We start from the raw sequence: 25340 nt of genomic DNA on the forward strand, positions 1-25340 counted from the left end.
CGTCAGCGGTAGGAGGGGTGGGACCCGCCGGAGGCGACCCTGTGCGCCGCCCGGCGTGGGGCCCTCAGCCGGCGTAGAGCCCTCAGCCGGCGTGGGCCCGGTACGTCGCCGTCGTCGCGCCTTCGGTCCGCGCGGGTGGCCTGCCGCCCACCCGTTCCACCGCCCGGGCCCCCGCCCGGCACCCCTCGGCCGCCGCGGCACCCGTATCGGCGCCCGCGAGCAGCGCGGCGAGGAACGCTCCGGTGAAGGCGTCGCCGGCTCCCGTGGTGTCCATGGGCGTCGCCGGAGCGGCGGGGACACGGACGAGCACAGCGCCGTCACGGGCCACCAGCGCACCGTCGGCCCCCTCCTTGGACACCACCAGCGGGACCAGGCGGCTCAGCGCGGCCGCCGCTCCCGCCCCGTCCAGCAGTCCGGTCAGCAGACAGGCCTCGGCGCGGCTGGGCAGCAACACGTCCACTCCCTCGACGAGGGACAGGAAGCGGTCGACGCCCAGGTCCACCAGGAAGCCCGCCGACGCCGGATCGAGACTCACCGGCACCCCGCGCGCGCGTGCCGCCGCCGTCGCCGTACCCACCAGCGCACGTCCGGACTCCGAGAACAGCAGATAGCCCGACAGATGCAGTCGGCCGACCCCGTCCAGGAGCCCGTCCGACCAGTCGCCGGGCTCGAGCCGCAGGGACGCGCCGCTGTCGGTGAGGAACGTCCGCTCGGCCGCGGCACCGGTGTCGACCAGGCAGATCACCGTCCCCGTGGTCGCCTGCGGGTCGACGACGAGCCGGGGCCGCACCCCGCAGGCGGTCAGCTCCCGTTCGTGCCAGGCCGCCGACTCCGCGCCCACCCGGCCGAGGAGCCGTACGTCCGCGCACCCCCAGTGCGCCGCCCAGCACGCCACGTTGGCGCCCGCCCCGCCCGGCAGGGTCCGGATCACGGAGGCCGTGTCCGTGCCCGACGCGAGCGGGCCGCGATGGCGGGCGACGATGTCCGTCACGACGTCCCCGACGACCAGCAGCGCCCCGCTTCCCGAGTCGCCGGCCGCGATTGCCTCCTGCGTCCTTCCGCCAGGGCCGGAGCGTGAGCCCGTCCCTGTCCCTGTCCCTGTCCCTGTTTCCGACCCCGGCCTCGCCCCCGCAGCCGCTTCCCGGACCGGCTCGCCGGGGTCGCCTCGACCGCCGTACGTCCCGTCCGGTCGCGCGGTCATGCCCCGGCCCACGCCGTCGCGATCCGCGCGGCCAGTCGCACATTGCCGCGCACCGCTGCCAGATTGGCGCTCAGGGACGCGCCGTCGGTGTGCCGGACCAGGTAGTCGAGCAGGAACGGCGTGACGCCCTGGCCGGTGACGCCGGCCTCCTCGCACGCGTGCAGCGCGTCGGCGAGCACACGCGCGTGCAGCCCGGGATCCAGCTGCTCCTCCTCGGGAACCGGGTTGGCGACGATCAGCGCGGACTGCGGTACGCCGAGCGCGTCCTGAGCCCGCATCACGTCGGCCACCTGCCGCGGGGACCGCACCGTCCAGTCCACGGGATGCCCCGAGTCGGACAGATAGAACCCCGGGAAGCGCTCGGTGCCGTACCCGGCGACGGCGACGCCCAGCGTCTCCAGCCGCTGGAGGGTCGCCGGCACGTCCAGGATCGACTTCACCCCCGCGCACACCACCGTGATCCGGGTGCTCGCCAGCAGCCCCAGGTCGGCCGACTCGTCCTGGGTGACCGTCCACTCCCGGTGCACCCCGCCGAGCCCGCCCGTCGCGAACACCCGCACCCCCGCGAGCGCCGCCAGCAGCGCCGTGGCCGAGACGGTGGTCGCCCCGCTCGCCCCCGAGGCCACGGCGAGCGGCAGGTCGCGATGGCCCAGCTTGCGGAACCCGTCCTCGTTGGCGACCCGCTCCAACTGGCCCTTGTCCAGGCCCACATGGGGCCGCCCGTCCAGCACGGCGATCGTCGCCGGTACGGCGCCCTCCGCGCGTACGACCGCCTCCAGCTCCAGCGCCACCTGGAGGTTGCGCGGGCGGGGCAGCCCGTGCGAGATGATCGTGGACTCCAGGGTCACCACGGGTCGACGCGCGTCGACCGCGTCCCGCACCTCTTCCGACACCACCAGCACCACGCGCCCGCCTCCTGTCCGTCGGTCTCCCCTCATCTCTGGCGGGCGGCGCGCCCGGCCAAACCCTTGCGGCCTGTGGGGCAGGACACCAGCCTGGGAGGTATGACGGAGAACACGACACGTCTCGACCATGTCGTCCTGTGGGTACGCGACCCGATCGCCGCCGCCGATTTCTACGAGAAGGCAGTCGGCCTGGAGCCCGTACGGCTCCCCGAGTTCGCCGCCGGTGAGGAACCGTTTCCCTCCGTACGCGTCAACGACGAGGCCCTTCTCGACCTCATGCCGTTGTCGATGGCCGGGCGGATGAAGATGCTCCCCGGCGCCGCCGAGAGCGCGGGGCACCCGGTGAACCATGTCTGCCTCGCCCTGCCGCAAGGCGGCTTCGACACGCTGCTCGCCCGCCTGGAGGAGCGCTCCGTCCCCGTCTCGGACGTCTCGCAGGGATCCTTCGGCGCCCGCGGCGAGGCCACACGCAGCTTCTACTTCCGCGACCCGGACGGCAACGTCATCGAGGCACGGCACTACGACTGACCTGGCCACGACTGTCGTACCCGCGCCTGTCGTGCCCGCGACGGACACGGCTGCGACCGACGTGCCTACGGCTGTCGTACGCCCGGCGGGCTGTCCGCGACCGTCCTGGGCCTGCCCTTGTTCCTGGTCCCGTTCCCGGCCCGGGTGAACAGCACCAGGGCGGCCAGCGGGACGAGCGGAACCGCCGCGGCGAGGTTGAGCCACGCGTAGCTCGCCTGCGCGACGATCAGCCCGGCGATCGCTCCCCCGAACCCCGCGGAGGTGTTCATGGTGAGGTCGGAGAGTCCCTGGGCGGCGGCCCGCGCGGACTGCGGCACCGCGTCCGTCAGCAGCGCGGAACCCGACACGAGCCCGGCCGACCAGCCCAGCCCCAGCACGAAGAGCCCGGCGGCGGTCTGCCCGTGGCTGCCGCCCGCCGTCCCCGCCAGGAACATCGCGACGGCCAGCAGCCCGGCCGCGAGTCCCGCCACCGAGAGCCGCCCCACCCGGTCCGCCAGCCGTCCCATCAGCGGCGCGAACGCGTACATGCCCGCGATGTGCCCGCTGATGACCAGCCCGATCAGATCGATGCTCGCGCCGTGGTGGGCGAGATCGAGCGGGGTCATCGACATGACCGAGACCATCGTCGTGTGCGACACGGCCACCGTCACGAGCGCGAGCCGCGCGCGGGGCGAGGCGGAGACGGCCGTCAGCCCGGCGCGCAGGGAACGGGCCTGCGGGGACCGCTCCTCCTCCGGCGCGAGCGCGCGGGCCGTCAGCAGCGGGTCGGGGCGCAGCAGCACGGCGACCAGGACCGCCGATATGACGAAGATCCCGGCCGCCCACAGGAACGGGCCCGCCGCCGCGGGTATCCCGAGTCCGGCGACGCTCCGGCCGGCCGGCGCGGCGATGTTCGGGCCCAGGACCGCGCCGATCGTGGTCGCCCACACCACGTTCGAGATGGCCCGGGCGCGCCGCTGCGGTTCGGCGAGGTCGGCGGCGGCGAACCGCGCCTGGAGGTTCGCCGAGGAGGCCGCGCCGAAAGCGGCCATGCCGCACAGCAGCAGCGGGTAGTTCACGGCCCGCGCCGCCACCACGACGACACAGGCGCCCAGAGCGCCCACCAGATAGGCCAGCACCAGACCCGGCCGGCGCCCGCGCGCGGTCATCAGCGCGGCCATCGGCATCGACAGCACGGCCGTGCCGGCGACGGTGGCGGTGGGCGCGAGTCCGGACAGCGCCTCGGTGCCGCTGACCTGCCGGGCCAGTACGGCGGACAGCGCGATGCCGGTGGCCACGCCGAGGCCGCCGAGGATCTGGCTCGCGACCAGCACCGCGGTCGTGCGGCGCCGCAGCGCGGGCAGGAGAGCGGCGTCGACGGGCGCGGCGGCGGCGCGCCCGACGGCGGTCACGGGCCGCGCCGGACCGTCGCGCGGCCCTGGCGACGACCGGGAGATGTGGTCACCGGCGCAGTGTCCCCTCAGAACAGCGGCTCGGGTAGTACCCCTTCCAGCGCGAGCAGCTTCCGCTTGGTCTCCAGACCGCCCCCGAACCCGCCGATGCCGCCGTCTCTCTCCACCACCCGGTGACAGGGCACGACGACCGGCAGCGGATTGGCGCCCATCGCCACCCCCACCGCCTGCGCCGCCAGCGGCTGTCCCACCCGCCCGGCGAGATCGCCGTAGCCGACGACCGCGCCGTACGGGACGCCGGACGCGAGTTCGCGGAGCACCTGCCGGTTGAAGCCCGAGACCAGCGACCAGTCCAACGGCAGCTCGAAGGCCCGCCGCGCACCGGCGAAGTAGGCCTCCACCTGGCGTATCGCCTCGGCCAGCAGCGGGGAGTCGGGCGCCTCGACGGGCTCCGCGCCCAGCCGGGCCGCGAGCCGGCCGAGCGCCTGGTCGCGTACCGCGTCGGTGGCGTGGAAGACGACGTTGAGCAGGCCCTCACCGGTCGCGGCCAGCAACAGCGGACCGATGTCGGTACCGACGACGGCCCACACGACCCGCTGCTCGTACTGCCCATGGCTGTCCATGCGCCCACCGTACGGCTTGCCACTGACAACGCCCCGGGGCGTTCTGCACGGCCCACTTCTGCACCGGTACCCCGGGGCCGTCGGGCGTTCAGTACCCGTACAGGGCCCGCCGCACCACGTCGGGTCTGTTGGTGATCATGCCGTCGACGTCGCACCCCGCGACGGCCTGGGCGGTCGCGGGGTCGTCGACGGTCCAGGCGAAGACCTTCACGGGCTTGCCGTGCGGTCCGGTGAGCGCGTGCACGGCGGAGACGTACGCGGGGGAGAGGGAGGCGTACGACGGGTTGATCAGGTCGGCGAAGCCTGCGTACCGGGGCAGGTCCGCGAGGGCCGGCATCCCGAGCAGACCGGTCCGTACCCCTGGCGTCAGTTCGTGGACGGTCCGCAGGCTGTCGGCGCTGAAGCTCTGCACGATCAGCCGGTTCGTGAGGTGCCGCCGGTCCAGCCAGCCCTCGTTGCTCAGCAGTCTGAGCGTCTGCTGCTCGATCCCCGGATACAGCTCGGGGTTCTTGACCTCCAGAAGCAGCTTCTGGTGGTGATGCTCGACACGGTCGACGTACTCCTTCAGCGTCGGCACGCGCGCGCCCGTGTGCGCGGTGTCGAACCAGCTCCCCGCGTCGAGCCGGGCTATCTCGGCCGCCGTGAAGTCCCGCACCTTCCACGGGGCCCGGCCGGGAAAGACCTCCTCGGCGTCGGTCGTGCGGCGGAGACTGTCGTCGTGGATCACCACGAGCTCGCCGTCCTTGGTGCGCTGGACGTCGTTCTCCACCCACAGGATGCCCAGCGAGGCCGCCTCGTCGACGGCGTCCAGGGTGTTCTCGGGTGCCTGGGCCGAGGCTCCCCGGTGGGCGATCACCGACGGCCGGAAGGCGTTGCCCGCCCGGGCGTCGTCAACGGGGAGCAGGAGGGCGACGGTGCCCAGGACCGCGGTGGTCGTGGCGGCAACTACGCGCGCGTGCATGCGTACTCCTCGCGTCGGGCCATCACATACAGCTCAACAGTGACAGCAGAGGGTCGACGGCGGGGGAGTGCAGGATGACCACACAATGAATGGAGACGCCGGAGGCCGCTCACCGATGCCGCACATGTGCGACAGGGGCGTGTTTCTTTGCCGGAAAATCGTTCGACCATTCCGGTGGGAGTCATACTCTCTCTCAGCCTTGACCGCGCTCAGCGGTCCCGGGGAGGGGCGAGTTTCAGGAAAGTCAAGCAACAGGGCGAAGGGCAACCGCGCATGCACGGCACGGTCGACGGTTTCAGCTACGGACTCGTCACACCGCTGGTGGCCTACCTCATGGCCTGCCTCGGCGGCGCTCTCGGTCTGCGCTGCACCACGAGAGCCCTGCTCGTAGCCCAGTCCTGGCGCCCGGGATGGCTCGCCCTAGGCTCGGCGGCGATCGGCTCAGGCATCTGGACCATGCACTTCATCGCGATGATCGGCTTCACGGTCGACGGCGCCCCGATCCACTACGACAAGCCGATGACCTACGCGAGTCTGGGCGTCGCCATCGTCATGGTGGGCGTGGGGATCTTCATAGTCGGCTACCGGGGCGCGACCGGAACGGCGCTGTTCACCGGGGGCACCATCACCGGCCTGGGTATCGCGTCGATGCACTACCTGGGCATGGCCGGGATGCGCTTCAACGGCACGTTCGAGTACAACACGCTCACCGTCGCCACCTCCGTCGCCATCGCCATGGCGGCCGCCACCGCCGCCCTGTGGGCCGCGGGACAGGTCAGGGGCTTCCTGTGGAGCGTGGGCGCCAGCCTGGTCATGGGGCTGGCCGTCACCGGCATGCACTACACCGGGATGGCCGCCCTGAGCGTCCATCTGCACACGGGCGCCCCGACCGCGGGCGACTCTCCCGCCGCGCTCCTCGCGCCGATGCTGATCGGTCCCCTCGCCTTCCTCTGTCTCGCCGGTGTCGTCGTGACGTTCGACCCGCTGATGGTCATGGGCAAGCCCGACTGGACCCCCGCCGAGCACAAACCCGGCGTCCCGGCACACCCGCCCGCCCCGCACCCTTCGGGCCGCTCCCAGGTCCGCAGCCGCCGTAAGGTGACCCACCGCGAGTACCGGACCCCGCAGAACCGCTGACCTCCGCACCCGTGCGACCCCGGGGCCGGCCCCCGCGAAACCGCTGATCGGACCCCGTTGTCAGTGGGGGGTCGTACGGTGGATGACATGCGGCCTGTTTCCCACATCGAACGCACGGTGGCGCCCTTCGAGGTTGTCAGCCCCTACCAGCCCAGCGGCGACCAGCCGGCGGCCATCGCCGAGCTGGCCAAGCGCGTCGAGGCAGGTGAGAAGGACGTCGTCCTGCTCGGCGCGACCGGCACCGGAAAGTCCGCGACCACCGCGTGGATGATCGAGAAGCTCCAGCGCCCCACCCTGGTGATGGCGCCGAACAAGACCCTGGCCGCCCAGCTGGCGAACGAGTTCCGCGAACTGCTGCCGAACAACGCGGTCGAGTACTTCGTCTCGTACTACGACTACTACCAGCCCGAGGCGTACGTCCCGCAGTCGGACACCTACATCGAGAAGGACTCCTCGATCAACGAGGAGGTCGAGCGCCTGCGCCACTCCGCGACCAACTCGCTGCTCACCCGCCGTGACGTCGTCGTGGTCGCCTCGGTCTCCTGCATCTACGGCCTCGGCACCCCGCAGGAGTACGTGGACCGCATGGTCCCGCTCCGCGTCGGCGACGAGCTCGACCGGGACCAGCTGCTGCGCCGCTTCGTCGACATCCAGTACACGCGCAACGACCTGGCGTTCAGCCGCGGCACCTTCCGGGTGCGCGGCGACACCATCGAGATCTTCCCGGTCTACGAGGAGCTCGCCGTCCGCATCGAGATGTTCGGCGACGAGATCGAGGCCCTGTCCACGCTGCACCCGCTCACCGGCGAGATCATCAGCGACGACCAGCAGCTGTACATCTTCCCGGCCACCCACTACGTGGCGGGACCCGAGCGGCTGGAGCGGGCCGCCAACGACATCGAGAAGGAGCTGGGCGAGCGCCTGGCCGATCTGGAGAAGCAGAGCAAGCTCCTGGAGGCCCAGCGCCTGCGCATGCGCACCACGTACGACCTGGAGATGCTCCGCCAGATCGGCTCCTGCTCCGGCGTCGAGAACTACTCGATGCACTTCGACGGCCGTGAGCCCGGCTCCCCGCCGAACACCCTGCTCGACTACTTCCCGGACGACTTCCTGCTCGTCATCGACGAGTCCCATGTCACCGTCCCGCAGATCGGCGCCATGTACGAGGGAGACGCCTCCCGCAAGCGCACCCTCGTCGACCACGGCTTCCGGCTGCCCTCCGCCCTGGACAACCGCCCGCTGAAGTGGGAGGAGTTCCAGGAGCGCATCGGGCAGACCGTCTACCTGTCGGCGACCCCCGGCAAGTACGAGCTCTCGCGTGGGGACGGCGCCGTCGAGCAGATCATCCGCCCGACCGGCCTGATCGACCCCGAGGTCGTGGTCAAGCCCACCGAGGGCCAGATCGACGACCTGGTGCACGAGATCCGCACACGGGTCGAGAAGGACGAGCGCGTCCTGGTCACCACACTCACCAAGAAGATGGCCGAGGACCTCACGGACTACTTCCTGGAGCTCGGCATCCAGGTGCGCTACCTGCACAGTGACGTCGACACGCTGCGCCGCATCGAGCTGCTGCGCGAGCTGCGCGCCGGCGAGTTCGACGTCCTGGTCGGCATCAACCTCCTGCGGGAGGGCCTCGACCTGCCCGAGGTGTCCCTGGTGGCGATCCTCGACGCCGACAAGGAGGGCTTCCTGCGCTCCGGCACCTCGCTGATCCAGACCATCGGCCGCGCGGCGCGCAATGTCTCCGGGCAGGTCCACATGTACGCCGACAAGATCACCCCGGGCATGGAGCGGGCCATCGAGGAGACCAACCGCCGCCGGGAGAAGCAGGTCGCCTACAACACGGCGAACGGCATCGACCCGCAGCCGCTCCGAAAGAAGATCAACGACATCGTCGCCCAGATCTCCCGTGAGGAGGTCGACACCGAGCAGCTCCTCGGCTCGGGCTACCGCGCGAAGAAGGACGGGCGCGGCACCAGGGCCCCGGTGCCCGCCCTCGGCGACAAGGCGGCCAAGGGCGCCAAGTCCAGGTCGGCCAAGGGCAAGTCCCAGGAGACGGTGCCGACGGACCGGCCCGCGGCCGAACTCGCCGAGCAGATCGAGGAGATGACGGAACGTATGCGGGCCGCCGCCGCAGACCTCCACTTCGAGGTCGCCGCCCGGATCCGCGACGAGGTCTCCGAGATGAAGAAGGAACTGCGTCAGATGAGGGAGGCGGGTCTGGCCTGACGGACCCCTGCGGTTGCCGTGCCCTCGCCCCCCACGCGCTGTGTTGCAAGACCGACACAAAGTGCGGGCCTGGGTACGGCACTGTCAGTGCCTTTGCGTAGGGTTTCCGTCAACCGCGGGCTCGCGGCAACAGGGGACAGCTCGAGAGGGGAATCAGCGCGTGACCGTCAACATGACCAAGGGTCAGGCCATCAGTCTTCAGAAGCACGACGGGGGCAGCCTGACCGCGGTGCGCATGGGTCTCGGCTGGCAGGCGGCCCCGCGGCGCGGCCTGTTCGGCTCCCGGACCCGGGAGATCGACCTCGACGCCTCCGCCGTCCTGTTCGCCGACAAGCAGCCGGTCGACGTCGTCTTCTTCCGTCACCTGGTGAGCGATGACGGCTCGGTCCGTCACACCGGTGACAACCTCGTCGGCGGTGTCGGTCAGGGCGGCGACGACGAGGCGATCCTCGTCGACCTCGCGCGCGTACCGGTCCACATCGACCAGATCATCTTCACGGTGAACTCCTTCACCGGCCAGACGTTCCAGGAAGTGCAGAACGCCTTCTGCCGTCTGGTCGACGAGACCAACGGCCAGGAGCTCGCGCGGTACACGCTGGCGGGCGGCGGCGCCTACACGGCCCAGATCATGGCGAAGGTGCACCGGGTGGGCGGGGGCTGGAACATGACGGCCCTCGGCGCGCCGGCCAACGGCCGCACCTTCCAGGACCTGATGCCCGCGATCCTGCCCGCGCTGTAGGGCGGAGAGCGGCACCCAAGACGACACCACACGCGACGCAGGGGGACGACAGGCGATGACGGCCGAGCTGGTGCGGGGGCAGAACCACCCGCTCTCCCAGGTCCGCCTCGAGATCCGGGTCTCGGCCGGCGGGCCGGTCATGGCGGTTGCCACGCTCGGCGACGAGAGCGGCACGGTCCCCGGCGTCGAGTGGGTGGCCCACCCCGGCGTACCCACACTGCCCGGCCTGGAGGTCTCCCGGCAGGCGGCCGCCGATCACCGCCTCGCGGTGGACCTGGACGCCGTGTCGGCGGCCGTGCACCGGGTCAGCGTGCTGCTCGCGCTGCCCGCGGGCGTCGGCGGGCCGGTCAGCTTCGGCTCGGTCGCGGCCCCCTTCGTCGCGGTCACCGGCCTCGACGGCACCGAGGTCGCCACGTACACCATCACCGGCCTGGACGCGGAGTCGGCGGTCGTCGCGCTGGAGCTGTACCGGCGGCAGGGCGCCTGGAAGGTGCGCGCCGTCGGCCAGGGCTACGCGGGCGGCCTCGCGGAACTCCTCACCGACCAGGGCCTGTCCCAGGCGCACCGACTCGCGGCCGGCATCAACGACGCCGTGGTCCAGGGACTGGCCCGCTCGGTGCCGGCGCCGCCGCGTACGGGAGACGGCGACCGCTCCCGGCAGGCGGCCGCGTCCGCCCTCGGCCCGGACCAGAGCGGTTCGCCGTACGGTGCGCAGGGCACCCAGGCCGGTACCGGCCCGTACGGGGCGGCCCAGAACCCGCAGGGCCCCTCGGGTACGGGCTACCCGGCGGGTGCCGCGCCGCCGCCGGATCCCGACGCCACCCAGCCGACGCCGGCGACAGCCACCACCGGTGGCTCGATCGACTACAGCCACCCACGCCGGCAGAACGCCGCTCCGCCCCCGCCTGCGCCCACCGCGCCCCCGGCCCAGCCCGGGCAGCCCGCCCGGCCCGTCGCGGGTGACGCGACCGGCTGGTCCATGGAGGAGCGGCTCTACAACCAGGTCTGGGGCATGTTCGAGGACCTGGCCCGCAGCACGGCCGCGTACCGCAGTGCCGTCGACTTCGCCGATACGCGGATGGAGAAGGAGCTGGACCAGGTCCTGTCCGATCCGCGCAGCAGGATGGGCGGCCAGGGCGACGCCGCCCGAGAGGCGGCCCAGGCCAAGCACATCCAGCTCGTCGACCAGGCCCGGGAGGCCCTGGACCGGGATCTCGTCCAGCTGGGAGCCGAGGCCGACGTCGTCGAACCGGCGCTGCCCGCGGCGTACGCGCGCTGGGACAACCCCGTCTGGCACGCCTACCGCGTCCCCATGGAGATGCCCATGGCCGTGCGGCTGGGCGACCTCCACCTTCCGGAGAGCGACCCGCTGCACATTCCGATGCTGGTCAGGCTCCCGCTCGAACGCGGCCTGTGGATCGACAGCGGTCGGTCGGGTTCGTCCGACGGGTCGTTCGCCGACTCCCACGAACTGCGCCGCCTCGCCATGGAGTCGGCCGTGGCGCACACGGCCCGGCTGCTGGCCGTGCATCCGGCGGACGAGTTCACCGTGCACGTCGTCGATCCGGCCGGTTCGGGCGCCAGGGAACTCGCGCCGCTGGTGCAGAGCGGAGTGCTCGCGGCCCCGCCCGCGGTCGGCGCGGCAGGGGTCGCGGCGGTCCTGGGCCGGCTCACCGAGCGGGTCGACCTGGTGCAGATGGCGGTGCGAGGCGGCATGGCCGACTCGCTGCCGCCCGGCTTCGACACGGCCCAGCAGCTCCTGGTCGTCAATGACTTCCCGCACGGCTTCGACGATCGTGCCGTGACCCAGCTGCGCTACCTCGCGGACGAGGGGCCCGGTGTCGGCGTCCACCTGATGATGGTCGCCGACCGGGAGGACGCCGACGGTTACGGTCCGTTGCTGGACCCGCTGTGGCGTGCGCTGCTGCGGCTGACGCCGGTGGCCGAGGACCACCTCGCCGATCCCTGGGTGGGGCATGCCTGGACGTATGAACCGAGCCTCGTGCCGCCCGGCAGCCAGGTGCTTCAGCAGGTCCTCGCCCAGGTGGCGGCGGCTCGTGTCAAGTACTAGTAAAGGCACCTGACCAGGAGACTTGGTCTTTCTTTTGCCAATCGCTTTACCTTTTCTTGGTGGTTGGGGTACTGTTTTCCTCACGGAGGGGAGTACTCCCTACTGCGGCGCACCCGTCAATACGGATCAGGCCTGATCCCGGGGCGTCGGCCCATTTCGGGTGGAAGAGACCTCCGGCAGCGCGACGACGCTGATCACCTGCCGTTACGTACTGTCGGAGGCGCAGTGAATGTTTCCCTGGCCCTATGGGTCCTCACCATCGTGGGCCTTGCCGCCCTCATCGCGGTCGACTTCTTCATCGGCCGCAAACCGCACGACGTGTCGATCAAGGAGGCGGGGATCTGGACCGTCGTCTGGATCGCCCTGGCCGGGCTCTTCGGAGTCGGGTTGCTTCTCTTCAGCGGCGGTGAGCCGGCCGGCGAGTTCTTCGCGGGTTTCATCACCGAGAAGTCGCTCAGTGTCGACAACCTCTTCGTCTTCGTTCTGATCATGGCGAAGTTCGCGGTCCCGTCGCAGTACCAGCAGCGGGTCCTGCTCGTCGGTGTCCTCATAGCCCTGGTCCTGCGGGCGATCTTCATCGCCGCGGGCGCCGCGATCCTCGCCAGCTTCGCGTGGGTGTTCTACCTCTTCGGCGCCTTCCTCATCTGGACCGCCTGGAAGCTCATCCAGGAGGCCCGGGCCGACGAGGAGGACGAGGAGTTCGAGGAGAACAAGCTGCTCAAGGCCGTGGAGAAGCGGTTCGGCGTCGCCGACCGCTATCACGGCACGAAGCTGTGGATCGAGCAGAACGGCAAGCGGGTCATGACCCCGATGCTGGTCGTGATGCTCGCGATCGGCACCACCGACGTGCTCTTCGCCCTCGACTCGATCCCCGCGATCTTCGGCCTGACGCAGGACCCGTACATCGTCTTCACCGCCAACGCGTTCGCCCTGATGGGTCTGCGGCAGCTGTACTTCCTCATCGGCGGCCTGCTGCGGAAGCTCGTCCACCTCAGCTACGGCCTGTCGGTGATCCTGGGCTTCATCGGCGTGAAGCTGGTGCTGCACGCCCTGCACGAGTCCGGGGTCCACGTCCCCGAGATCAGCATCCCGGTCTCGCTCGGCGTCATCTGCTCCGTCCTGATCGTCACCACGCTCACCAGCCTGCGGGCTTCGAAGAAGCAGGCGGCGGCCGAGGCGGCGCGGACGGAGAGCGAAGGCGCTCCGAAGGACAGCATCGAGGCCTGAGCACGGAGGACGTAGGAACAACCACCCCCGGGAGCGGTGCGCGGTGAATTGCCGAGCACCGCTCCCGGTGCTTCGTTGGAGCGGGGCGTTTCCACCCGGGGACGCCGGTTCCGGGTGGAGGCACCGTGGGCACATCGCCGAGGTTCGTCCAGATCGTCGAGTTCGAGACCGACCGCATCGAGGAGATGCGGGCGCTGGCCGAGGAGGGGGACCAGCGCGTCACGGGCCGAGCCGACGGCCCGAAGCGCCGCCTCGTCCTCAAGGACCGCGACCAGCCGAACCGCTACCTCGCGGTGATCGAGTTCGACTCCCCCGAGGAGGCCGTGCGCAACAGCGGCGACCCGGAGACGGGCAAGTTCGCGGAGCGGATGGCCGCGCTCTGTACCCGGCCCCCGTCCTTCATCGACTGCGACGTGCAGGACACGACCGACTTCAGGTGACGGCAGTGGCGCACCCGCCCGTCGGGCCGGAATGCGGAGCCCCTACGGCTCTGCGACGATCGCTGAATGATCGCTCGGCTCAGGTCGGTCACGACCCGCTGGACAGCCCTCGTGCCGGCTCTGGCGGTCGTCCTGCTGGCCCTGACCTGGGGACGCGACCTGCCCGGCGCGGTGGTCGCCGTGGTGACGCTGGTCCTCGCCGGAGCGGTCCTGGCCGCCGTGCACCACGCGGAGGTCGTCGCCCACCGGGTCGGTGAACCCTTCGGATCCCTCGTCCTCGCGGTCGCCGTGACGATCATCGAGGTGGCCCTGATCGTCACACTGATGGCGGACGGCGGCGACAAGAGCTCGACCCTGGCCAGGGACACGGTCTTCGCGGCCGTGATGATCACCTGCAACGGCATCGTCGGCCTGTGCCTCCTGGTCGCCTCGCTGCGCCACGGCACGGCGATCTTCAACCCGGAGGGCACCGGCGCGGCGCTGGCGACCGTCGCGACCCTGGCCACGCTCAGCCTGGTCCTGCCGACCTTCACCACCAGCAAACCCGGCCCGGAGTTCTCCGCCGTCCAGCTCACCTTCGCCGCGTTGTCCTCCCTGGTCCTGTACGGCCTGTTCGTGGCGACGCAGACCATCCGGCACCGCGACTACTTCCTGCCGATCACCCGGCAGGGAGACGTGATCACCGCCGACGACCACGCCGGCGTCCCCACCGCCCGGACCGCCTTGATCAGCCTCGGGCTGCTCGGCCTGGCCCTGATCGGTGTGGTGGGCCTCGCCAAGGGCGTCTCGCCCACGATCGAGTCCGGAGTGGATGCCGCCGGACTGCCCCAAGCGGTGGTCGGTGTGATCATCGCGCTGCTCGTGCTGCTCCCCGAGACGATCGCCGCGCTGCGCTCCGCCCGCCGAGACCGGGTGCAGACCAGCCTCAACCTCGCGCTCGGCTCCGCGATGGCCAGCATCGGGCTCACGATCCCGGCGGTCGCCCTGGCCTCCGTCTGGCTCTCCGGGCCGCTCGTCCTCGGCCTCGGCCCCACCCATATGGTGCTGCTCGTGCTGACCGTCGTGGTCAGCTCGCTGACGGTGGTCCCGGGACGGGCCACACCGTTGCAGGGCGGCGTCCATCTCGTGCTGTTCGCGGCCTACCTGGAACTGGCGATCAATCCGTAGCAGGCCGCACGGCCGCCACCCGCACCGGCCGGGTCTCCGGCAGCAGCGCGAAGCAGCCCAGGCTGACCAGCGCGATCCCCGTCAGATAGGCGCCGACACCCCACGGGACGCGCCCCGAGTGCTCGGCGAGGGCGGTCGCCACGATCGGCGTGAGCGCGCCCCCGAAGACGCCCCCCAGGTTGTAGCCGACCGCCGCACCGGTGCAGCGCACGCGCGGCGCGTAGAGCTCCGGCAGATACGCCGAGATCACCGCGAACATCGTGACGAAGGCGAGCAGCGCACCCAGGAAGCCGAGGAACATCGGCAGCGGCTGGCCGGTCGAGAGCAGCGCGACCAGCGGGAACATCCACAGCGCGGCCGCCGCGCAGCCCACGAGGCACAACGGCCGGCGGCCGAAGCGGTCGCCGAGCATCGCCACCACGGGAGTCAGCGCACCCTTCACCACCACGGCGGCCATGATGCAGACCAGCATGACCGTGCGGCTGACCCCGAGCCGTTCCGTCGCGTACGCCAGGGACCAGGTCGTCACGGCGTAGAAGATCGCGTACCCGACGGCGAGCGCGCCGGCGGTCAGCAGGACGAGTCGCCAGTGGTCACGCACGACCTCGGCGAGCGGCATCCGCGCGTGGTCGTCGATCTCCAGGAACCGGGGGCTCTCGGGCAGCGACGACCGGAGCCACAGCCCGAGCACGGCCAGCGCCCCGGCCGCCCAGAAGGGCACCCGCCACCCCCACTGCGTGAACTGCGCCTCCGTCAGCGTCACCGACAGGACCAGCACCACCCCGTTGGCGAGCACGAAGCCCACCGCGGGGCCGACCTGCGGGAAGCTCGACCACAGCCCGCGCCGCTCGGCGGGCGCGTGTTCCGCGGTCAGCAGCACCGCGCCGCCCCACTCCCCGCCGAGCCCCAGCCCCTGGAGGAAACGCAGGACGAGCAGCAGCAGGGGAGCGGCCACCCCGATCGAGTCGTACGTCGGCACGCAGCCGACCGCGACCGTCGAGGCACCGGTCAGCAGCAGGGAGGCGACCAGGACCGGCCGGCGCCCGCGCCGGTCCCCGATGTGCCCGAACAGCACCGAGCCCAGCGGCCGCGCCACGAATCCCACGCCGAACGTCGCGAACGCGGTCAGTGTCCCCGCCAGCGGCGAGAACGTCGGGAAGAACAGCGGCCCCAGGACCAGCGCGGCCGCGGTCCCGTAGACGAAGAAGTCGTAGAACTCGATGGCCGTCCCGGCGAGGGAGGCGGCCGCGAGCCGTGGCATGGAGGGCGCCTTCACGGTGTGTACGTCGCGCATGCCGCGTCAACTACCCACAGTGATCGCGGGTTACGGGGGCGTGCGGGGGCGCGGACCGCCGCACGGGGGCTCAGTAGGTCACGGTGATGCGCCGTGCGGGACCGTCGACACGGATCGTGCCGCCGTAGGGGATGACGAGCTGCGGGTCGGTGTGGCCGAAGTCCACGTCGAAGACGGCCAGGGCGTCGGGCGCGTAGGTCCGCAGCGCGCGCTCCACCGCCGCGCGCTGCTCGGCTGCGTAACGGGCGGCCTTCTCCGGGCTGTTGGGGTGCTCGAAGGACCAGCTCTTGGCCCGGGCCATCAGCAGCGCCGGGAAGCGCCGCAGCAGACCGCGCTCGCCCATGTTGCGCAGGATCCGGAAGACCTCCGTGGCGCTCGGCAGTTCCTCCGACGTCTCCAGGATCAGCACCCCGCCGTCGTACGCCGCGGGATCGCGGGCGATCTCGCGGTCGGCCATCAGCAGCCAGGAGAGGATCTCCAGGTTGCCGCCCCAACTGCGGCCCTCCACGACGCGGTCGGCGTTGAGCCAGCTCCAGCCGGCGCCCGGCCGGGTGTCGGGCTCCGACTCGAAGGCCGCCGGGTCGGCCCAGTCGCGGTCGACGTCGTTCCAGCGCTCGGCGGGCCGCAGCTCGTAGGGGCCCGAGGTGAACAGCGCGGCGCGCAGCGAGTCGGCGGTCTGCGGGTGCATGGCTCCGGGGCGCCCCAGCTCGCACATCACGCTCGCGCCGTGGTAGCCCACGACACCGGAGTTGTACAGGAACGCCAGCAGGTTGGTGTTGTCGCTCCACCCGAAGAACGGCTTCGGGTCGGCGCGCAGCAACTCCCGGTCCAGCAGCGGCAGTACGGTGATCTGGTCCTCGCCGCCGATCGACGCGATGACCGCCCGTACGCCCGGGTCGGCGAACGCGGCGTGGATGTCGTCGGCGCGCTCCCGCGGGGTCGCCGCCGTCCTGCGCGTCGTCGGGTACTCGACGGGCTCCAGACCGAACTCCCCGCGCAGCCGCTCCAGCCCCAGTTCGTAGGGGCGTGGGAAGAGCCCGGGCAGGCCCGCGGAGGGCGAGACGACGGCGATGCGGTCGCCGGGCGCGGGCTTCGGGGGATACGAGGGCGTCGTCATCCCGGGAGGGTACGGCCTGCTGCCCTGCGGTTTCACCGTGATAAACCGGTCCGAGCGGCGGCCCCCCGACGGGCCGTCCACGAACGGACCGGAGGAACCGTGCCCCGCAGCCTGGCCAACGCCCCGATCATGATCCTGAACGGCCCCAACCTGAACCTCCTGGGCCAGCGCCAGCCGGAGATCTACGGTTCCGACACGCTCGCCGACGTCGAGGCGCTGTGCGTCGGGGCTGCGGCAGCGCACGGCGGCACCGTCGACTTCCGGCAGTCCAACCACGAGGGTCACCTGGTCGACTGGATCCACGAGGCGCGGCTGAACCACTGCGGCATCGTGATCAACCCGGGCGCCTACTCGCACACGTCGGTCGCGATCCTGGACGCCCTCAACACCTGTGACGGCCTGCCGGTGCTGGAGGTCCACATCTCCAACATCCACCGGCGCGAGTCCTTCCGGCACCACTCCTACGTCTCGCTGCGCGCCGACGGCGTCATCGCGGGCTGCGGCGTGCAGGGATACGTGTTCGGCGTGGAGCGCGTCGCCGCGCTGGCGGGGGCGGGCAAGGCGGACGCGTAAGTATCGCCCTCCAGGCCGGCGCCCCTTACCGCGCGCCCTAGAGGCGGCCGGCCTCCACGATCCGCCGCAGGAAGCGCTGGGTGCGCTCCTGCCGCGGGTCGCCGAAGAGCTGCTCGGCGCTGCCCCGTTCCAGCACGACGCCTCCGTCCAGAAAACAGACCTGGTCGGCGACCTCGCGCGCGAAGCCCATCTCATGGGTGGCGAGCACCATGGTCATGCCGTCGGCCTTCAGATCGCGGACGACGTTCAGGACCTCGCCCACCAGCTCCGGGTCGAGGGCCGCCGTGATCTCGTCGAGCAGCAGCAGCCGGGGACGCACGGCCAGCGCGCGCACGATCGCGACGCGCTGCTGCTGGCCGCCGCTGAGCCGGTCGGGATACTCGTCGGCCTTACCGGCCAGCCCGAGGCGCTCCAGGAGCTCCCTGGCGTGTGTCTCGGCCTGCGCGCGGGCGACGCCGTGCACACGGCGCGGGGCGAGCGTGATGTTCTCCAGCACCGTCATGTGCGGGAACAGGTTGTACGCCTGGAAGACCACGCCGATCCGGCGCCGCACCGCGTCCTGGTCGACGCGCGGGTCGGTGATCTCCTCGCCGTCCAGCCAGATCGCGCCGTCGTCGATGTCCTCCAGCAGGTTGGCGCAGCGCAGCAGCGTGGACTTGCCGGAGCCGGAGGCGCCGATCAGCGCCGTCACCGTGTGCGGGGCGACCTCCAGATCGACGTCCCGCAGGACGACGGACCCGCCGAAGGTCTTGCGGACGGACTCCATCCGCAGTACCGGAGCGTCGCTCATGTCGTTCCTCCCTGGGCCCGCTGACGGTCCATCCGGGCCGTCACCCAGTCCGTGAAGCGGGTCATCGGGATGGTCAGGGCCACGAAGACCAGTCCCGCGACGATGTACGGCGTGTAGTTCAGGCTGCGGCCCACGATGATGTCCGCCGCGCGGACGGCGTCGATCGCGCCGCCGATCGAGACGAGACCGGTGTCCTTCTGGAGCGACACCAGGTCGTTCAGCAGCGGCGGGACCTGGCGGCGCACGGCCTGGGGGAGCACCACGAAACGCAGCGACTGCCGGTTCTTCAGGCCCAGCGAGCGGGCCGCGGCGCGCTGGGAGGGGTGCACGGACTCGATGCCCGCGCGGAACACCTCGGCGACGTACGCCGAGTACGTCAGCGTCAGTGCCGTACCGCCCAGCAGGACGGGGTCGACGGTCACGCCCTGGAGCCGCAGTGCCGGGACGCCCAGCACCACGATCATCAGGTTGATGATCAGCGGCAGACCGCGGAAGAAGTCCGTGTACGCCGCCGCCAGCGCCCGCAGCGGGAAGAACACGGGCCCGCGCAGGGTGCGGGCCACGGCGATGAGCATGCCGAGGACCAGCACGGCCGCGCCGCAGATCAGCAGCAGTCTGACGTTCAGCCAGAGCCCTTCGAGGACCTTGGGGAACGCCTCGCGCGCGTACTGCCCGTTGAAGAAGGTCTCCTTGGCGCGCGGCCAGCCGGGTGCGCCGACGACCACCAGGTAGAGGACGGCGCCCGTGACCAGGGTCGACACCGCGGCTATCGCGGTGGCGCGGCGGGCACGCGTGCGCTTGTGGCGCTCGCGTTCCAGCCGCCGCGGCGAGGGGACGTATCCGTCGTCGGGGGCGCCCTTGTCGCCCCCGGACATGTCGCCCTCGTCGGCCGCGCCTTCCCGGCCGGACTCGTCCTTCGTGACCGTCACTTGAGCACCGGGGCGTCGACGGCGTCGGAGAGCCACTGCTGCTCGATCTTCGCCAGGGTGCCGTCCTCGCGGAGCGCGTCCACGGCGCCGGTCACGCAGGAGGTGAGCGCGCTGCCCTTGTCGAGCACGAGACCGAACTGCTCGGGAGTGCCCCCCTGGTTCTCGAACTGGCCGACGATCTCGGCGTCCGTGACCTCGGCGGACGTGATGTAGAAGGCGGTCGGCAGGTCGGTGACGATGGCGTCGACCTGGCCGTTCTTCAGGGCGGACTTGGCCTGGTCGTTCTTGGCGTAGACGGCCGCGTCCCGGCTCGGCTTCACCACGTCGTCGATGTAGTCGAGGCTGGTCGTGCCGACCTGGGCGCCCAGCTTGAGGCCCTTGAGGTCCGCTGTGCCGGTCGCCTCGGCGGCCTTCGTGCCCTTCAGGGCGATGACGGCCTGGCGCACGTCGTAGTAGCCGGACGAGAAGTCCACGGCCTTCTTGCGCTCGTCGCTGATCGACACCTGGTTGATGTCGAAGTCGAAGGTCTTCGCGCCCGGTGCGAAGGCCTTGTTGAACGGCACGCTCTGCCAGACCACGGCGCTCTTGTCGTAACCGAGCTGCTCCGCCACGGCGTACGCCACCGCCGACTCGAAGCCCTCGCCGTTGGCCGGCTTGTCGTCCTTGAACCACGGCTCGTACGCGGGCTGGTCGGTCGCGATCGTCAGCTTGCCGGAGGTCTCGGTGGCCAGCTTGCCCTTGGCGCAGGCGTTCGCGCTCGAACCGGAAGGCGTCGAGGCCGCCTTCTCCTCCGGCTGCGGGGCACAGCCGACGGCGGTCGCGAGGAGGGCCACGGTGGCGCCGGCGACGGCGCGGCGCAGTACACGAGGGGCGAGGTGCATGGCGGGAGAGTGGCAGCGAGAACCCCTGTTTGTCGAGGTCACACCCTCACCTGTCCGCATACTGGGAACGGGTGTTGCGTTCTTGTGAACAGGTTCGGCGGACCCGCCTGGGCCGCCGGCCGAGGGCGGGGATCGTAGACCGGCGGCCCGATCCGCGCCGGAGCCGTCATCCCACGCGGAACTGTCACCAGTTGACCGCGCAACCACAAGTGCGGGGAGCGCGTGCGAGGGACCGGCGCGTGCGCGCGAATCACACGGGGCGCGCGTTCGGCAACGCACGCCCTCTGCGATGAGAACTCACCACCCGCGCGCGTGCCACTCCGGAAGGTGCGGCCGCTCCGTGCCCAGCGTGGTGTCGTTGCCGTGGCCCGGATAGACCCAGGTCTCGTCCGGCAGCACGTCGAAGATCTTCGTCTCGACGTCGCGGATCAGAGTGGCGAACGCCTCCGGGTCCTTGCGGGTGTTGCCCACGCCACCCGGGAAGAGACAGTCGCCGGTGAACACATGGGGGTGGCCGTGCGGGTCGTCGTAGACCAGGGCGATCGAGCCGGGCGTGTGCCCGACCAGATGGCGCGCGGTGAGCTCCACGTTCCCCACCCGGATGACGTCACCGTCGTCGACCGGGACGTCGGTCGTCACAGGGATGCCCTCGGCGTCCTCCCGGCCCGCGTAAGTACGCGCGCGCGTGGCCGCCACGACCTCGGCGAGCGCCTGCCAGTGGTCGCCGTGCTGATGGGTGGTGACGACGGACGCGATGCCGTCGTCACCGATCGTGCCGAGCAGGGCGTGCGCGTCGTTGGCCGCGTCGATCAGCAGCTGCTCGTCCGTGGCCCGGCAGCGCAGCAGATAGGCGTTGTTGTTCATCGGGCCGACCGCGATCTTGGTGATCATCAGGTCCTTGAGCTCGTGCACGTCCGCCGGCCCGCCGACCGTCACCTCTCCGCTGTACGTCATGGCGGCAGCCTATAGCGGCGGAAGGACCGGCAGCGGCCCGCCGTCCGCCGTCAGCCCCGAGCCGTCGCGGCGCCCGGCGAGCCAGCCCAGGAGCTCCGGGGCCGGGCCCCTGACGCCGACGGGGCCGCCGGGAGAGCCGCCCCCCGTGGTCCAGATCCCGCCGTCGTCGCTCCTCAGGCCCGTCGACGGTACGGCCCTGTGTCCGGCGAAGCGTTCCGCGAGGAAGCCGATCTGCCGAACGACGAACTCCTCCGGCAGATCCTCCAGCTCGTAGCCGATGCCGAGGTCCACGGCGTGCAGCTCCACCTCCACCCACCGCCGGAACGGCACGCGGGCCGCCGCGTCGACGACCCCGTTGCGCAGCGCCACCGTGCGCGACCAGTCCGCGGGCGCGGCCCCCGTCGCCTGGAAGCGGGCCGCGCTCTCCCGTACGTCCGTGAGCTGGACGTACAGGGGGCGCGGGGCGTCCCGCTCGATGTCGGCGTCGCGGACATGTGCGTCGCCATACATCGGACGGCCCTCGAGGACGTTCACGAGGGCGTCCGCGTTGCGGGCGATGTGAGACAGGACATGTCCGCGGCTCCAGCCGGGCAGGCGTGACGGCTCGGCCACCGACGCGTTGTCCAGTTTGGCGACTGCGGTGAGGAGCCGCTCGGTCGCGTCACGTACAGACTCCAGGTCATGAGCGTGATCAATCATGGTGCTGACCCTAGCCCCGCCACCCCTTCGGGTGAAGGTGGTCGAGCAAGCCCGCAAATCGAATGCGCGTGCTATAAGGTCGGTGGCGGCGTCGGGCATGCTGGAAGGCCGGGGAATGTTGTTGACCGGTGAATCCCGACCGGCGTTGTCAGTGGCTCGCCCTAGTCTGAAGAAGACGGGGGCCCCGCCCCTGTCACTTCTCTCAAGAAAGGTGCGGACCGGCGTGGCCGACCGTCTCATCGTCCGTGGCGCGCGCGAGCACAACCTCAAGAATGTCTCGCTCGACCTGCCTCGCGACTCGCTCATCGTCTTCACGGGCCTGTCGGGGTCGGGCAAGTCCTCGCTGGCCTTCGACACCATCTTCGCCGAGGGCCAGCGGCGCTACGTCGAGTCCCTCTCCTCGTACGCCCGCCAATTCCTCGGCCAGATGGACAAGCCGGACGTCGACTTCATCGAGGGCCTCTCCCCGGCCGTCTCCATCGACCAGAAGTCGACCTCGCGCAACCCGCGCTCCACGGTCGGCACCATCACCGAGGTCTACGACTACCTGCGCCTGCTCTTCGCGCGCATCGGCAAGCCGCACTGCCCGGAGTGCTCCCGGCCGATCACGCGCCAGTCGCCGCAGGCCATCGTCGACAGGGTCCTGGAGCTGCCCGAGGGAAGCCGCTTCCAGGTGCTGTCGCCACTGGTGCGCGAGCGCAAGGGAGAGTTCGTCGACCTGTTCGCCGACCTCCAGACCAAGGGCTACTCCCGCGCGCGGGTCGACGGCGAGACGATCCAGCTGTCCAGCCCGCCCACGCTGAAGAAGCAGGAGAAGCACACCATCGAGGTGGTCATCGACCGCCTCACGGTGAAGGAGTCCGCCAAGCGCCGGCTCACCGACTCGGTGGAGACCGCCCTCGGCCTCGCCGGCGGCATGGTCGTGCTCGACTTCGTCGACCTCCCCGAGGACGACCCCGAGCGCGAGCGCATGTACTCGGAGCACCTGTACTGCCCGTACGACGACCTGTCCTTCGAGGAGCTGGAGCCCCGCTCCTTCTCCTTCAACTCGCCCTTCGGCGCCTGCCCCGAGTGCTCCGGCATCGGCACGCGCATGGAGGTCGACCCCGAGCTGATCGTCCCGGACGAGGACAAGTCCCTCGACGAGGGCGCCATCCACCCCTGGTCGCACGGCCACACCAAGGACTACTTCGGCCGGCTGATCGGCGCCCTCGCGGACGCGCTCGGCTTCCGTACGGACATCCCCTTCGCGGGGCTGCCGCTGCGCGCCAGGAAGGCCCTGCTGCACGGCCACAAGACACAAATCGAGGTCCGCTACCGCAACAGGTACGGGCGCGAGCGCGTCTACACGACCCCCTTCGAGGGCGCCCTTCCGTTCGTGAAGCGCCGGCACGGCGAGGCCGAGAGCGACGCCAGCCGTGAGCGCTTCGAGGGCTATATGCGCGAGGTGCCCTGCCCCACCTGTGAGGGCACCCGCCTCAAGCCGCTCGTCCTCGCGGTCACGGTCATGGGGAAGTCCATCGCCGAGGTCTCCGGGATGTCCATCAGCGACTGTGCGGACTTCCTGGGCGAGCTGAAGCTCGACGCCCGCGACAAGAAGATCGCCGAGCGCGTCCTGAAGGAGGTCAACGAGCGACTGCGGTTCCTCGTCGACGTCGGTCTGGACTACCTCTCGCTCAACCGCGCGGCCGGCACGCTCTCCGGCGGTGAGGCCCAGCGCATCCGCCTGGCCACCCAGATCGGCTCCGGTCTCGTCGGCGTCCTGTACGTCCTCGACGAGCCGTCCATCGGCCTGCACCAGCGCGACAACCACCGGCTGATCGAGACCCTGGTCCGGCTGCGGGACATGGGCAACACGCTGATCGTCGTCGAGCACGACGAGGACACCATCAAGGTCGCCGACTGGATCGTCGACATCGGTCCCGGCGCCGGCGAGCACGGCGGCAACGTCGTGCACAGCGGCGGCCTGAAGGAACTGCTCGCCAACACCGAGTCGCAGACCGGGCAGTACCTGTCCGGCAAGAAGGCGATCCCGGTGCCCGACATCCGGCGCCCGCAGGACCCGTCCCGCAGGCTCACCGTCCACGGCGCCCGCGAGAACAACCTCCAGGACATCGACGTGTCCTTCCCGCTGGGCGTGTTCACCGCGGTCACCGGCGTGTCCGGCTCCGGCAAGTCGACGCTGGTCAACGACATCCTGTACACGCACCTGGCCCGCGAACTGAACGGCGCGAGGAGCGTGCCGGGGCGGCACACGCGCGTGGACGGCGATGATCTCGTCGACAAGGTCGTGCACGTCGACCAGTCGCCCATCGGGCGCACCCCGCGCTCCAACCCGGCCACGTACACCGGTGTCTTCGACCACGTCCGCAAGCTGTTCGCGGAGACCACCGAGGCGAAGGTCCGCGGCTATCTGCCCGGCCGCTTCTCCTTCAACGTCAAGGGCGGCCGCTGCGAGAACTGCGCGGGCGACGGCACGATCAAGATCGAGATGAACTTCCTCCCGGACGTCTACGTCCCGTGCGAGGTCTGCCACGGCGCCCGCTACAACCGGGAGACCCTGGAGGTCCACTACAAGGGCAAGTCCATCGCCGACGTCCTGAACATGCCGATCGAGGAGGCGACGGAGTTCTTCGAGGCCGTCCCCGCGATCGCCCGCCACCTCAACACCCTGAAGGACGTCGGCCTCGGCTACGTCCGGCTCGGGCAGGCCGCGACCACCCTGTCCGGCGGCGAGGCCCAGCGTGTGAAGCTCGCCAGCGAGCTGCAGAAGCGCTCCACCGGCCGCACGGTCTACGTCCTGGACGAGCCGACGACGGGCCTGCACTTCGAGGACATCAGCAAGCTCCTGAGGGTGCTGGCCGGCCTGGTCGACAAGGGCAACACGGTCATCGTCATCGAGCACAACCTCGACGTGATCAAGACCGCCGACTGGGTCGTGGACATGGGCCCTGAGGGCGGCGCCGGCGGTGGCCTCGTCATCGCCGAGGGCACGCCGGAGGAGATCGCCGCAGTGTCGACCAGCCACACCGGCAAGTTCCTGCGGGAGGTTCTCGGCGCCGACCGGATCAGCGACGCGGCTCCGGTGAAAGCCCCGCGCAAGGCGGCGGCGAAGAAGACGGTCGCGGCGAAGACGACGGCACGCAAGACCGCGACCGCCAGGACGACGACCGCCAGGACGACGACCGCCAAGACGGCCACGGCCAAGACGGCCACGGCCAAGACGGCCACGGCCAGGACGGCCGCCGCGAACAACACGGCGGCCAAGAAGGCCGCCGGGGCGACGACGAAGGCGACCCCGGCGAAGAAGGCCGCGCGGGCCCGCAAGGCCTGACGGGACACGGGCCGTGAGGCCTGTGACCGCGCACCAGGCCGTGGGCAGCCCCGGAAGATCCGGGCCGCGAGGCCTGGCGAGCTGAGTGAAAGGTACGGCGCCCCGCGGGAACTCCCCGTGGGGCGCCGTTCGCCGTTTCGACCGTCC

The 25340-nt window shown here is 71.1% G+C and carries 22 protein-coding genes; 10 read left to right on the top strand and 12 right to left on the bottom strand.

The window, feature by feature from the left end; genetic code table 11:
• Positions 1-82: 82 nt before the first annotated feature.
• Both ACFWBD_RS17085 and ACFWBD_RS17090 read right to left on the bottom strand, forming a co-directional pair.
• Positions 83-1201 (bottom strand): carbohydrate kinase family protein, encoded by a 1119-nt coding sequence (locus ACFWBD_RS17085; protein WP_385667377.1) that lies wholly within the window; start codon positions 1199-1201, stop codon positions 83-85.
• Positions 1198-2106, bottom strand: a complete 909-nt coding sequence (locus ACFWBD_RS17090; RefSeq protein ID WP_385667378.1) for a pseudouridine-5'-phosphate glycosidase — start codon at positions 2104-2106, stop codon at positions 1198-1200. The genes ACFWBD_RS17085 and ACFWBD_RS17090 overlap by 4 nt, the downstream gene beginning before the upstream one ends.
• Before the next feature lie 99 nt (positions 2107-2205).
• Here ACFWBD_RS17090 and ACFWBD_RS17095 point away from each other — a divergent pair, with 99 nt between their 5' ends.
• Positions 2206-2634: a VOC family protein gene (locus ACFWBD_RS17095; RefSeq protein WP_385667379.1), complete on the top strand. Its 429-nt coding sequence runs from the start codon at positions 2206-2208 to the stop codon at positions 2632-2634.
• A gap of 65 nt (positions 2635-2699) precedes the next feature.
• Here the strand turns inward: ACFWBD_RS17095 and ACFWBD_RS17100 are convergent, their stop codons facing one another.
• The 3 genes from ACFWBD_RS17100 to ACFWBD_RS17110 form a co-directional block, all read right to left on the bottom strand.
• The gene (locus ACFWBD_RS17100; protein ID WP_385667380.1) at positions 2700-4025 is read right to left on the bottom strand and encodes an MFS transporter; all 1326 of its coding nucleotides are present in this window, start codon (positions 4023-4025) and stop codon (positions 2700-2702) included.
• Between the two features lie 68 nt (positions 4026-4093).
• Positions 4094-4648 (bottom strand): methylated-DNA--[protein]-cysteine S-methyltransferase, encoded by a 555-nt coding sequence (locus ACFWBD_RS17105; RefSeq protein ID WP_385667381.1) that lies wholly within the window; start codon positions 4646-4648, stop codon positions 4094-4096.
• 88 nt (positions 4649-4736) lie between these two features.
• A complete protein-coding gene (locus tag ACFWBD_RS17110; RefSeq protein ID WP_385667382.1) occupies positions 4737-5609 on the bottom strand; it encodes a glycerophosphodiester phosphodiesterase in 873 nt (290 codons plus the stop codon).
• Between the two features lie 273 nt (positions 5610-5882).
• Between ACFWBD_RS17110 and ACFWBD_RS17115 the strand changes: the two genes are divergently transcribed.
• From ACFWBD_RS17115 to ACFWBD_RS17145, 7 genes are all read left to right on the top strand, one after another.
• A complete protein-coding gene (locus ACFWBD_RS17115) occupies positions 5883-6746 on the top strand; it encodes an MHYT domain-containing protein (protein ID WP_385667383.1) in 864 nt (287 codons plus the stop codon).
• Between the two features lie 87 nt (positions 6747-6833).
• The gene (uvrB, locus tag ACFWBD_RS17120; protein ID WP_385667384.1) at positions 6834-8978 is read left to right on the top strand and encodes an excinuclease ABC subunit UvrB; all 2145 of its coding nucleotides are present in this window, start codon (positions 6834-6836) and stop codon (positions 8976-8978) included.
• 160 nt (positions 8979-9138) lie between these two features.
• Positions 9139-9717 carry a TerD family protein gene (locus tag ACFWBD_RS17125; RefSeq protein WP_020131883.1) on the top strand — a complete coding sequence of 193 codons (579 nt, stop codon included), beginning with the start codon at positions 9139-9141 and terminating at the stop codon, positions 9715-9717.
• Between the two features lie 55 nt (positions 9718-9772).
• Positions 9773-11788 (top strand): TerD family protein, encoded by a 2016-nt coding sequence (locus ACFWBD_RS17130; RefSeq protein WP_385667385.1) that lies wholly within the window; start codon positions 9773-9775, stop codon positions 11786-11788.
• Between the two features lie 225 nt (positions 11789-12013).
• Positions 12014-13015, top strand: a complete 1002-nt coding sequence (locus ACFWBD_RS17135; RefSeq protein WP_385667386.1) for a TerC family protein — start codon at positions 12014-12016, stop codon at positions 13013-13015.
• Between the two features lie 125 nt (positions 13016-13140).
• On the top strand, positions 13141-13455 hold the full coding sequence (locus tag ACFWBD_RS17140) for a hypothetical protein (RefSeq protein WP_385667387.1): 315 nt from the start codon (positions 13141-13143) through the stop codon (positions 13453-13455).
• Positions 13456-13521: 66 nt separating this feature from the next.
• On the top strand, positions 13522-14622 hold the full coding sequence (locus tag ACFWBD_RS17145; RefSeq protein ID WP_385667388.1) for a calcium:proton antiporter: 1101 nt from the start codon (positions 13522-13524) through the stop codon (positions 14620-14622).
• On the opposite strand, the gene ACFWBD_RS17150 is transcribed toward ACFWBD_RS17145, so the two are convergent.
• Positions 14612-15916: an MFS transporter gene (locus ACFWBD_RS17150; RefSeq protein ID WP_385667389.1), complete on the bottom strand. Its 1305-nt coding sequence runs from the start codon at positions 15914-15916 to the stop codon at positions 14612-14614. The genes ACFWBD_RS17145 and ACFWBD_RS17150 overlap by 11 nt on opposite strands.
• A 70-nt stretch (positions 15917-15986) precedes the next feature.
• A complete protein-coding gene (locus ACFWBD_RS17155; protein ID WP_385667390.1) occupies positions 15987-17033 on the bottom strand; it encodes a S66 peptidase family protein in 1047 nt (348 codons plus the stop codon).
• Positions 17034-17132: 99 nt separating this feature from the next.
• On the opposite strand from ACFWBD_RS17155, the gene aroQ reads away from it, so the two are divergent.
• Entirely contained in the window at positions 17133-17606 is a 474-nt protein-coding gene (gene aroQ, locus ACFWBD_RS17160) for a type II 3-dehydroquinate dehydratase (RefSeq protein ID WP_385667391.1), read from the top strand.
• Between the two features lie 37 nt (positions 17607-17643).
• On the opposite strand, the gene ACFWBD_RS17165 is transcribed toward aroQ, so the two are convergent.
• The 5 genes from ACFWBD_RS17165 to ACFWBD_RS17185 form a co-directional block, all read right to left on the bottom strand.
• Entirely contained in the window at positions 17644-18396 is a 753-nt protein-coding gene (locus ACFWBD_RS17165; RefSeq protein ID WP_385667392.1) for an amino acid ABC transporter ATP-binding protein, read from the bottom strand.
• Positions 18393-19325, bottom strand: coding sequence for an amino acid ABC transporter permease (locus tag ACFWBD_RS17170; RefSeq protein WP_385667393.1), 933 nt, complete (start codon positions 19323-19325; stop codon positions 18393-18395). Before ACFWBD_RS17170 ends, ACFWBD_RS17165 begins: the two co-directional genes overlap by 4 nt.
• The gene (locus tag ACFWBD_RS17175) at positions 19322-20206 is read right to left on the bottom strand and encodes an ABC transporter substrate-binding protein (protein ID WP_385667394.1); all 885 of its coding nucleotides are present in this window, start codon (positions 20204-20206) and stop codon (positions 19322-19324) included. The genes ACFWBD_RS17170 and ACFWBD_RS17175 overlap by 4 nt, the downstream gene beginning before the upstream one ends.
• Before the next feature lie 297 nt (positions 20207-20503).
• Positions 20504-21160: an MBL fold metallo-hydrolase gene (locus ACFWBD_RS17180; protein ID WP_385667395.1), complete on the bottom strand. Its 657-nt coding sequence runs from the start codon at positions 21158-21160 to the stop codon at positions 20504-20506.
• A gap of 9 nt (positions 21161-21169) precedes the next feature.
• Positions 21170-21859, bottom strand: a complete 690-nt coding sequence (locus tag ACFWBD_RS17185; RefSeq protein ID WP_385667396.1) for a maleylpyruvate isomerase family mycothiol-dependent enzyme — start codon at positions 21857-21859, stop codon at positions 21170-21172.
• Between the two features lie 223 nt (positions 21860-22082).
• Between ACFWBD_RS17185 and uvrA the strand changes: the two genes are divergently transcribed.
• Complete coding sequence (uvrA, locus tag ACFWBD_RS17190; protein WP_385667397.1) at positions 22083-25193, top strand: excinuclease ABC subunit UvrA; 3111 nt, start codon at positions 22083-22085, stop codon at positions 25191-25193.
• The last annotated feature ends 147 nt before the right edge of the window (positions 25194-25340 follow it).

It is taken from the genome of Streptomyces sp. NPDC060002 (assembly GCF_042737245.1).
In the GTDB taxonomy this organism is placed as follows: domain Bacteria; phylum Actinomycetota; class Actinomycetes; order Streptomycetales; family Streptomycetaceae; genus Streptomyces.

Bases quoted from the DNA above. Each gene is read 5' to 3' on its own strand.
- ACFWBD_RS17155 (WP_385667390.1), bottom strand. From the start codon at position 17,033: ATGACGACGCCCTCGTATCCCCCGAAGCCCGCGCCCGGCGACCGCATC.
- ACFWBD_RS17105 (WP_385667381.1), bottom strand. From the start codon at position 4,648: ATGGACAGCCATGGGCAGTACGAGCAGCGGGTCGTGTGGGCCGTCGTC.
- ACFWBD_RS17175 (WP_385667394.1), bottom strand. From the start codon at position 20,206: ATGCACCTCGCCCCTCGTGTACTGCGCCGCGCCGTCGCCGGCGCCACC.
- ACFWBD_RS17165 (WP_385667392.1), bottom strand. From the start codon at position 18,396: ATGAGCGACGCTCCGGTACTGCGGATGGAGTCCGTCCGCAAGACCTTC.
- ACFWBD_RS17095 (WP_385667379.1), top strand. From the start codon at position 2,206: ATGACGGAGAACACGACACGTCTCGACCATGTCGTCCTGTGGGTACGC.
- ACFWBD_RS17145 (WP_385667388.1), top strand. From the start codon at position 13,522: ATGATCGCTCGGCTCAGGTCGGTCACGACCCGCTGGACAGCCCTCGTG.
- ACFWBD_RS17185 (WP_385667396.1), bottom strand. From the start codon at position 21,859: ATGATTGATCACGCTCATGACCTGGAGTCTGTACGTGACGCGACCGAG.
- ACFWBD_RS17130 (WP_385667385.1), top strand. From the start codon at position 9,773: ATGACGGCCGAGCTGGTGCGGGGGCAGAACCACCCGCTCTCCCAGGTC.
- ACFWBD_RS17115 (WP_385667383.1), top strand. From the start codon at position 5,883: ATGCACGGCACGGTCGACGGTTTCAGCTACGGACTCGTCACACCGCTG.
- ACFWBD_RS17180 (WP_385667395.1), bottom strand. From the start codon at position 21,160: ATGACGTACAGCGGAGAGGTGACGGTCGGCGGGCCGGCGGACGTGCAC.
- ACFWBD_RS17085 (WP_385667377.1), bottom strand. From the start codon at position 1,201: ATGACCGCGCGACCGGACGGGACGTACGGCGGTCGAGGCGACCCCGGC.
- ACFWBD_RS17110 (WP_385667382.1), bottom strand. From the start codon at position 5,609: ATGCACGCGCGCGTAGTTGCCGCCACGACCACCGCGGTCCTGGGCACC.
- ACFWBD_RS17150 (WP_385667389.1), bottom strand. From the start codon at position 15,916: ATGCGCGACGTACACACCGTGAAGGCGCCCTCCATGCCACGGCTCGCG.
- uvrB (WP_385667384.1), top strand. From the start codon at position 6,834: ATGCGGCCTGTTTCCCACATCGAACGCACGGTGGCGCCCTTCGAGGTT.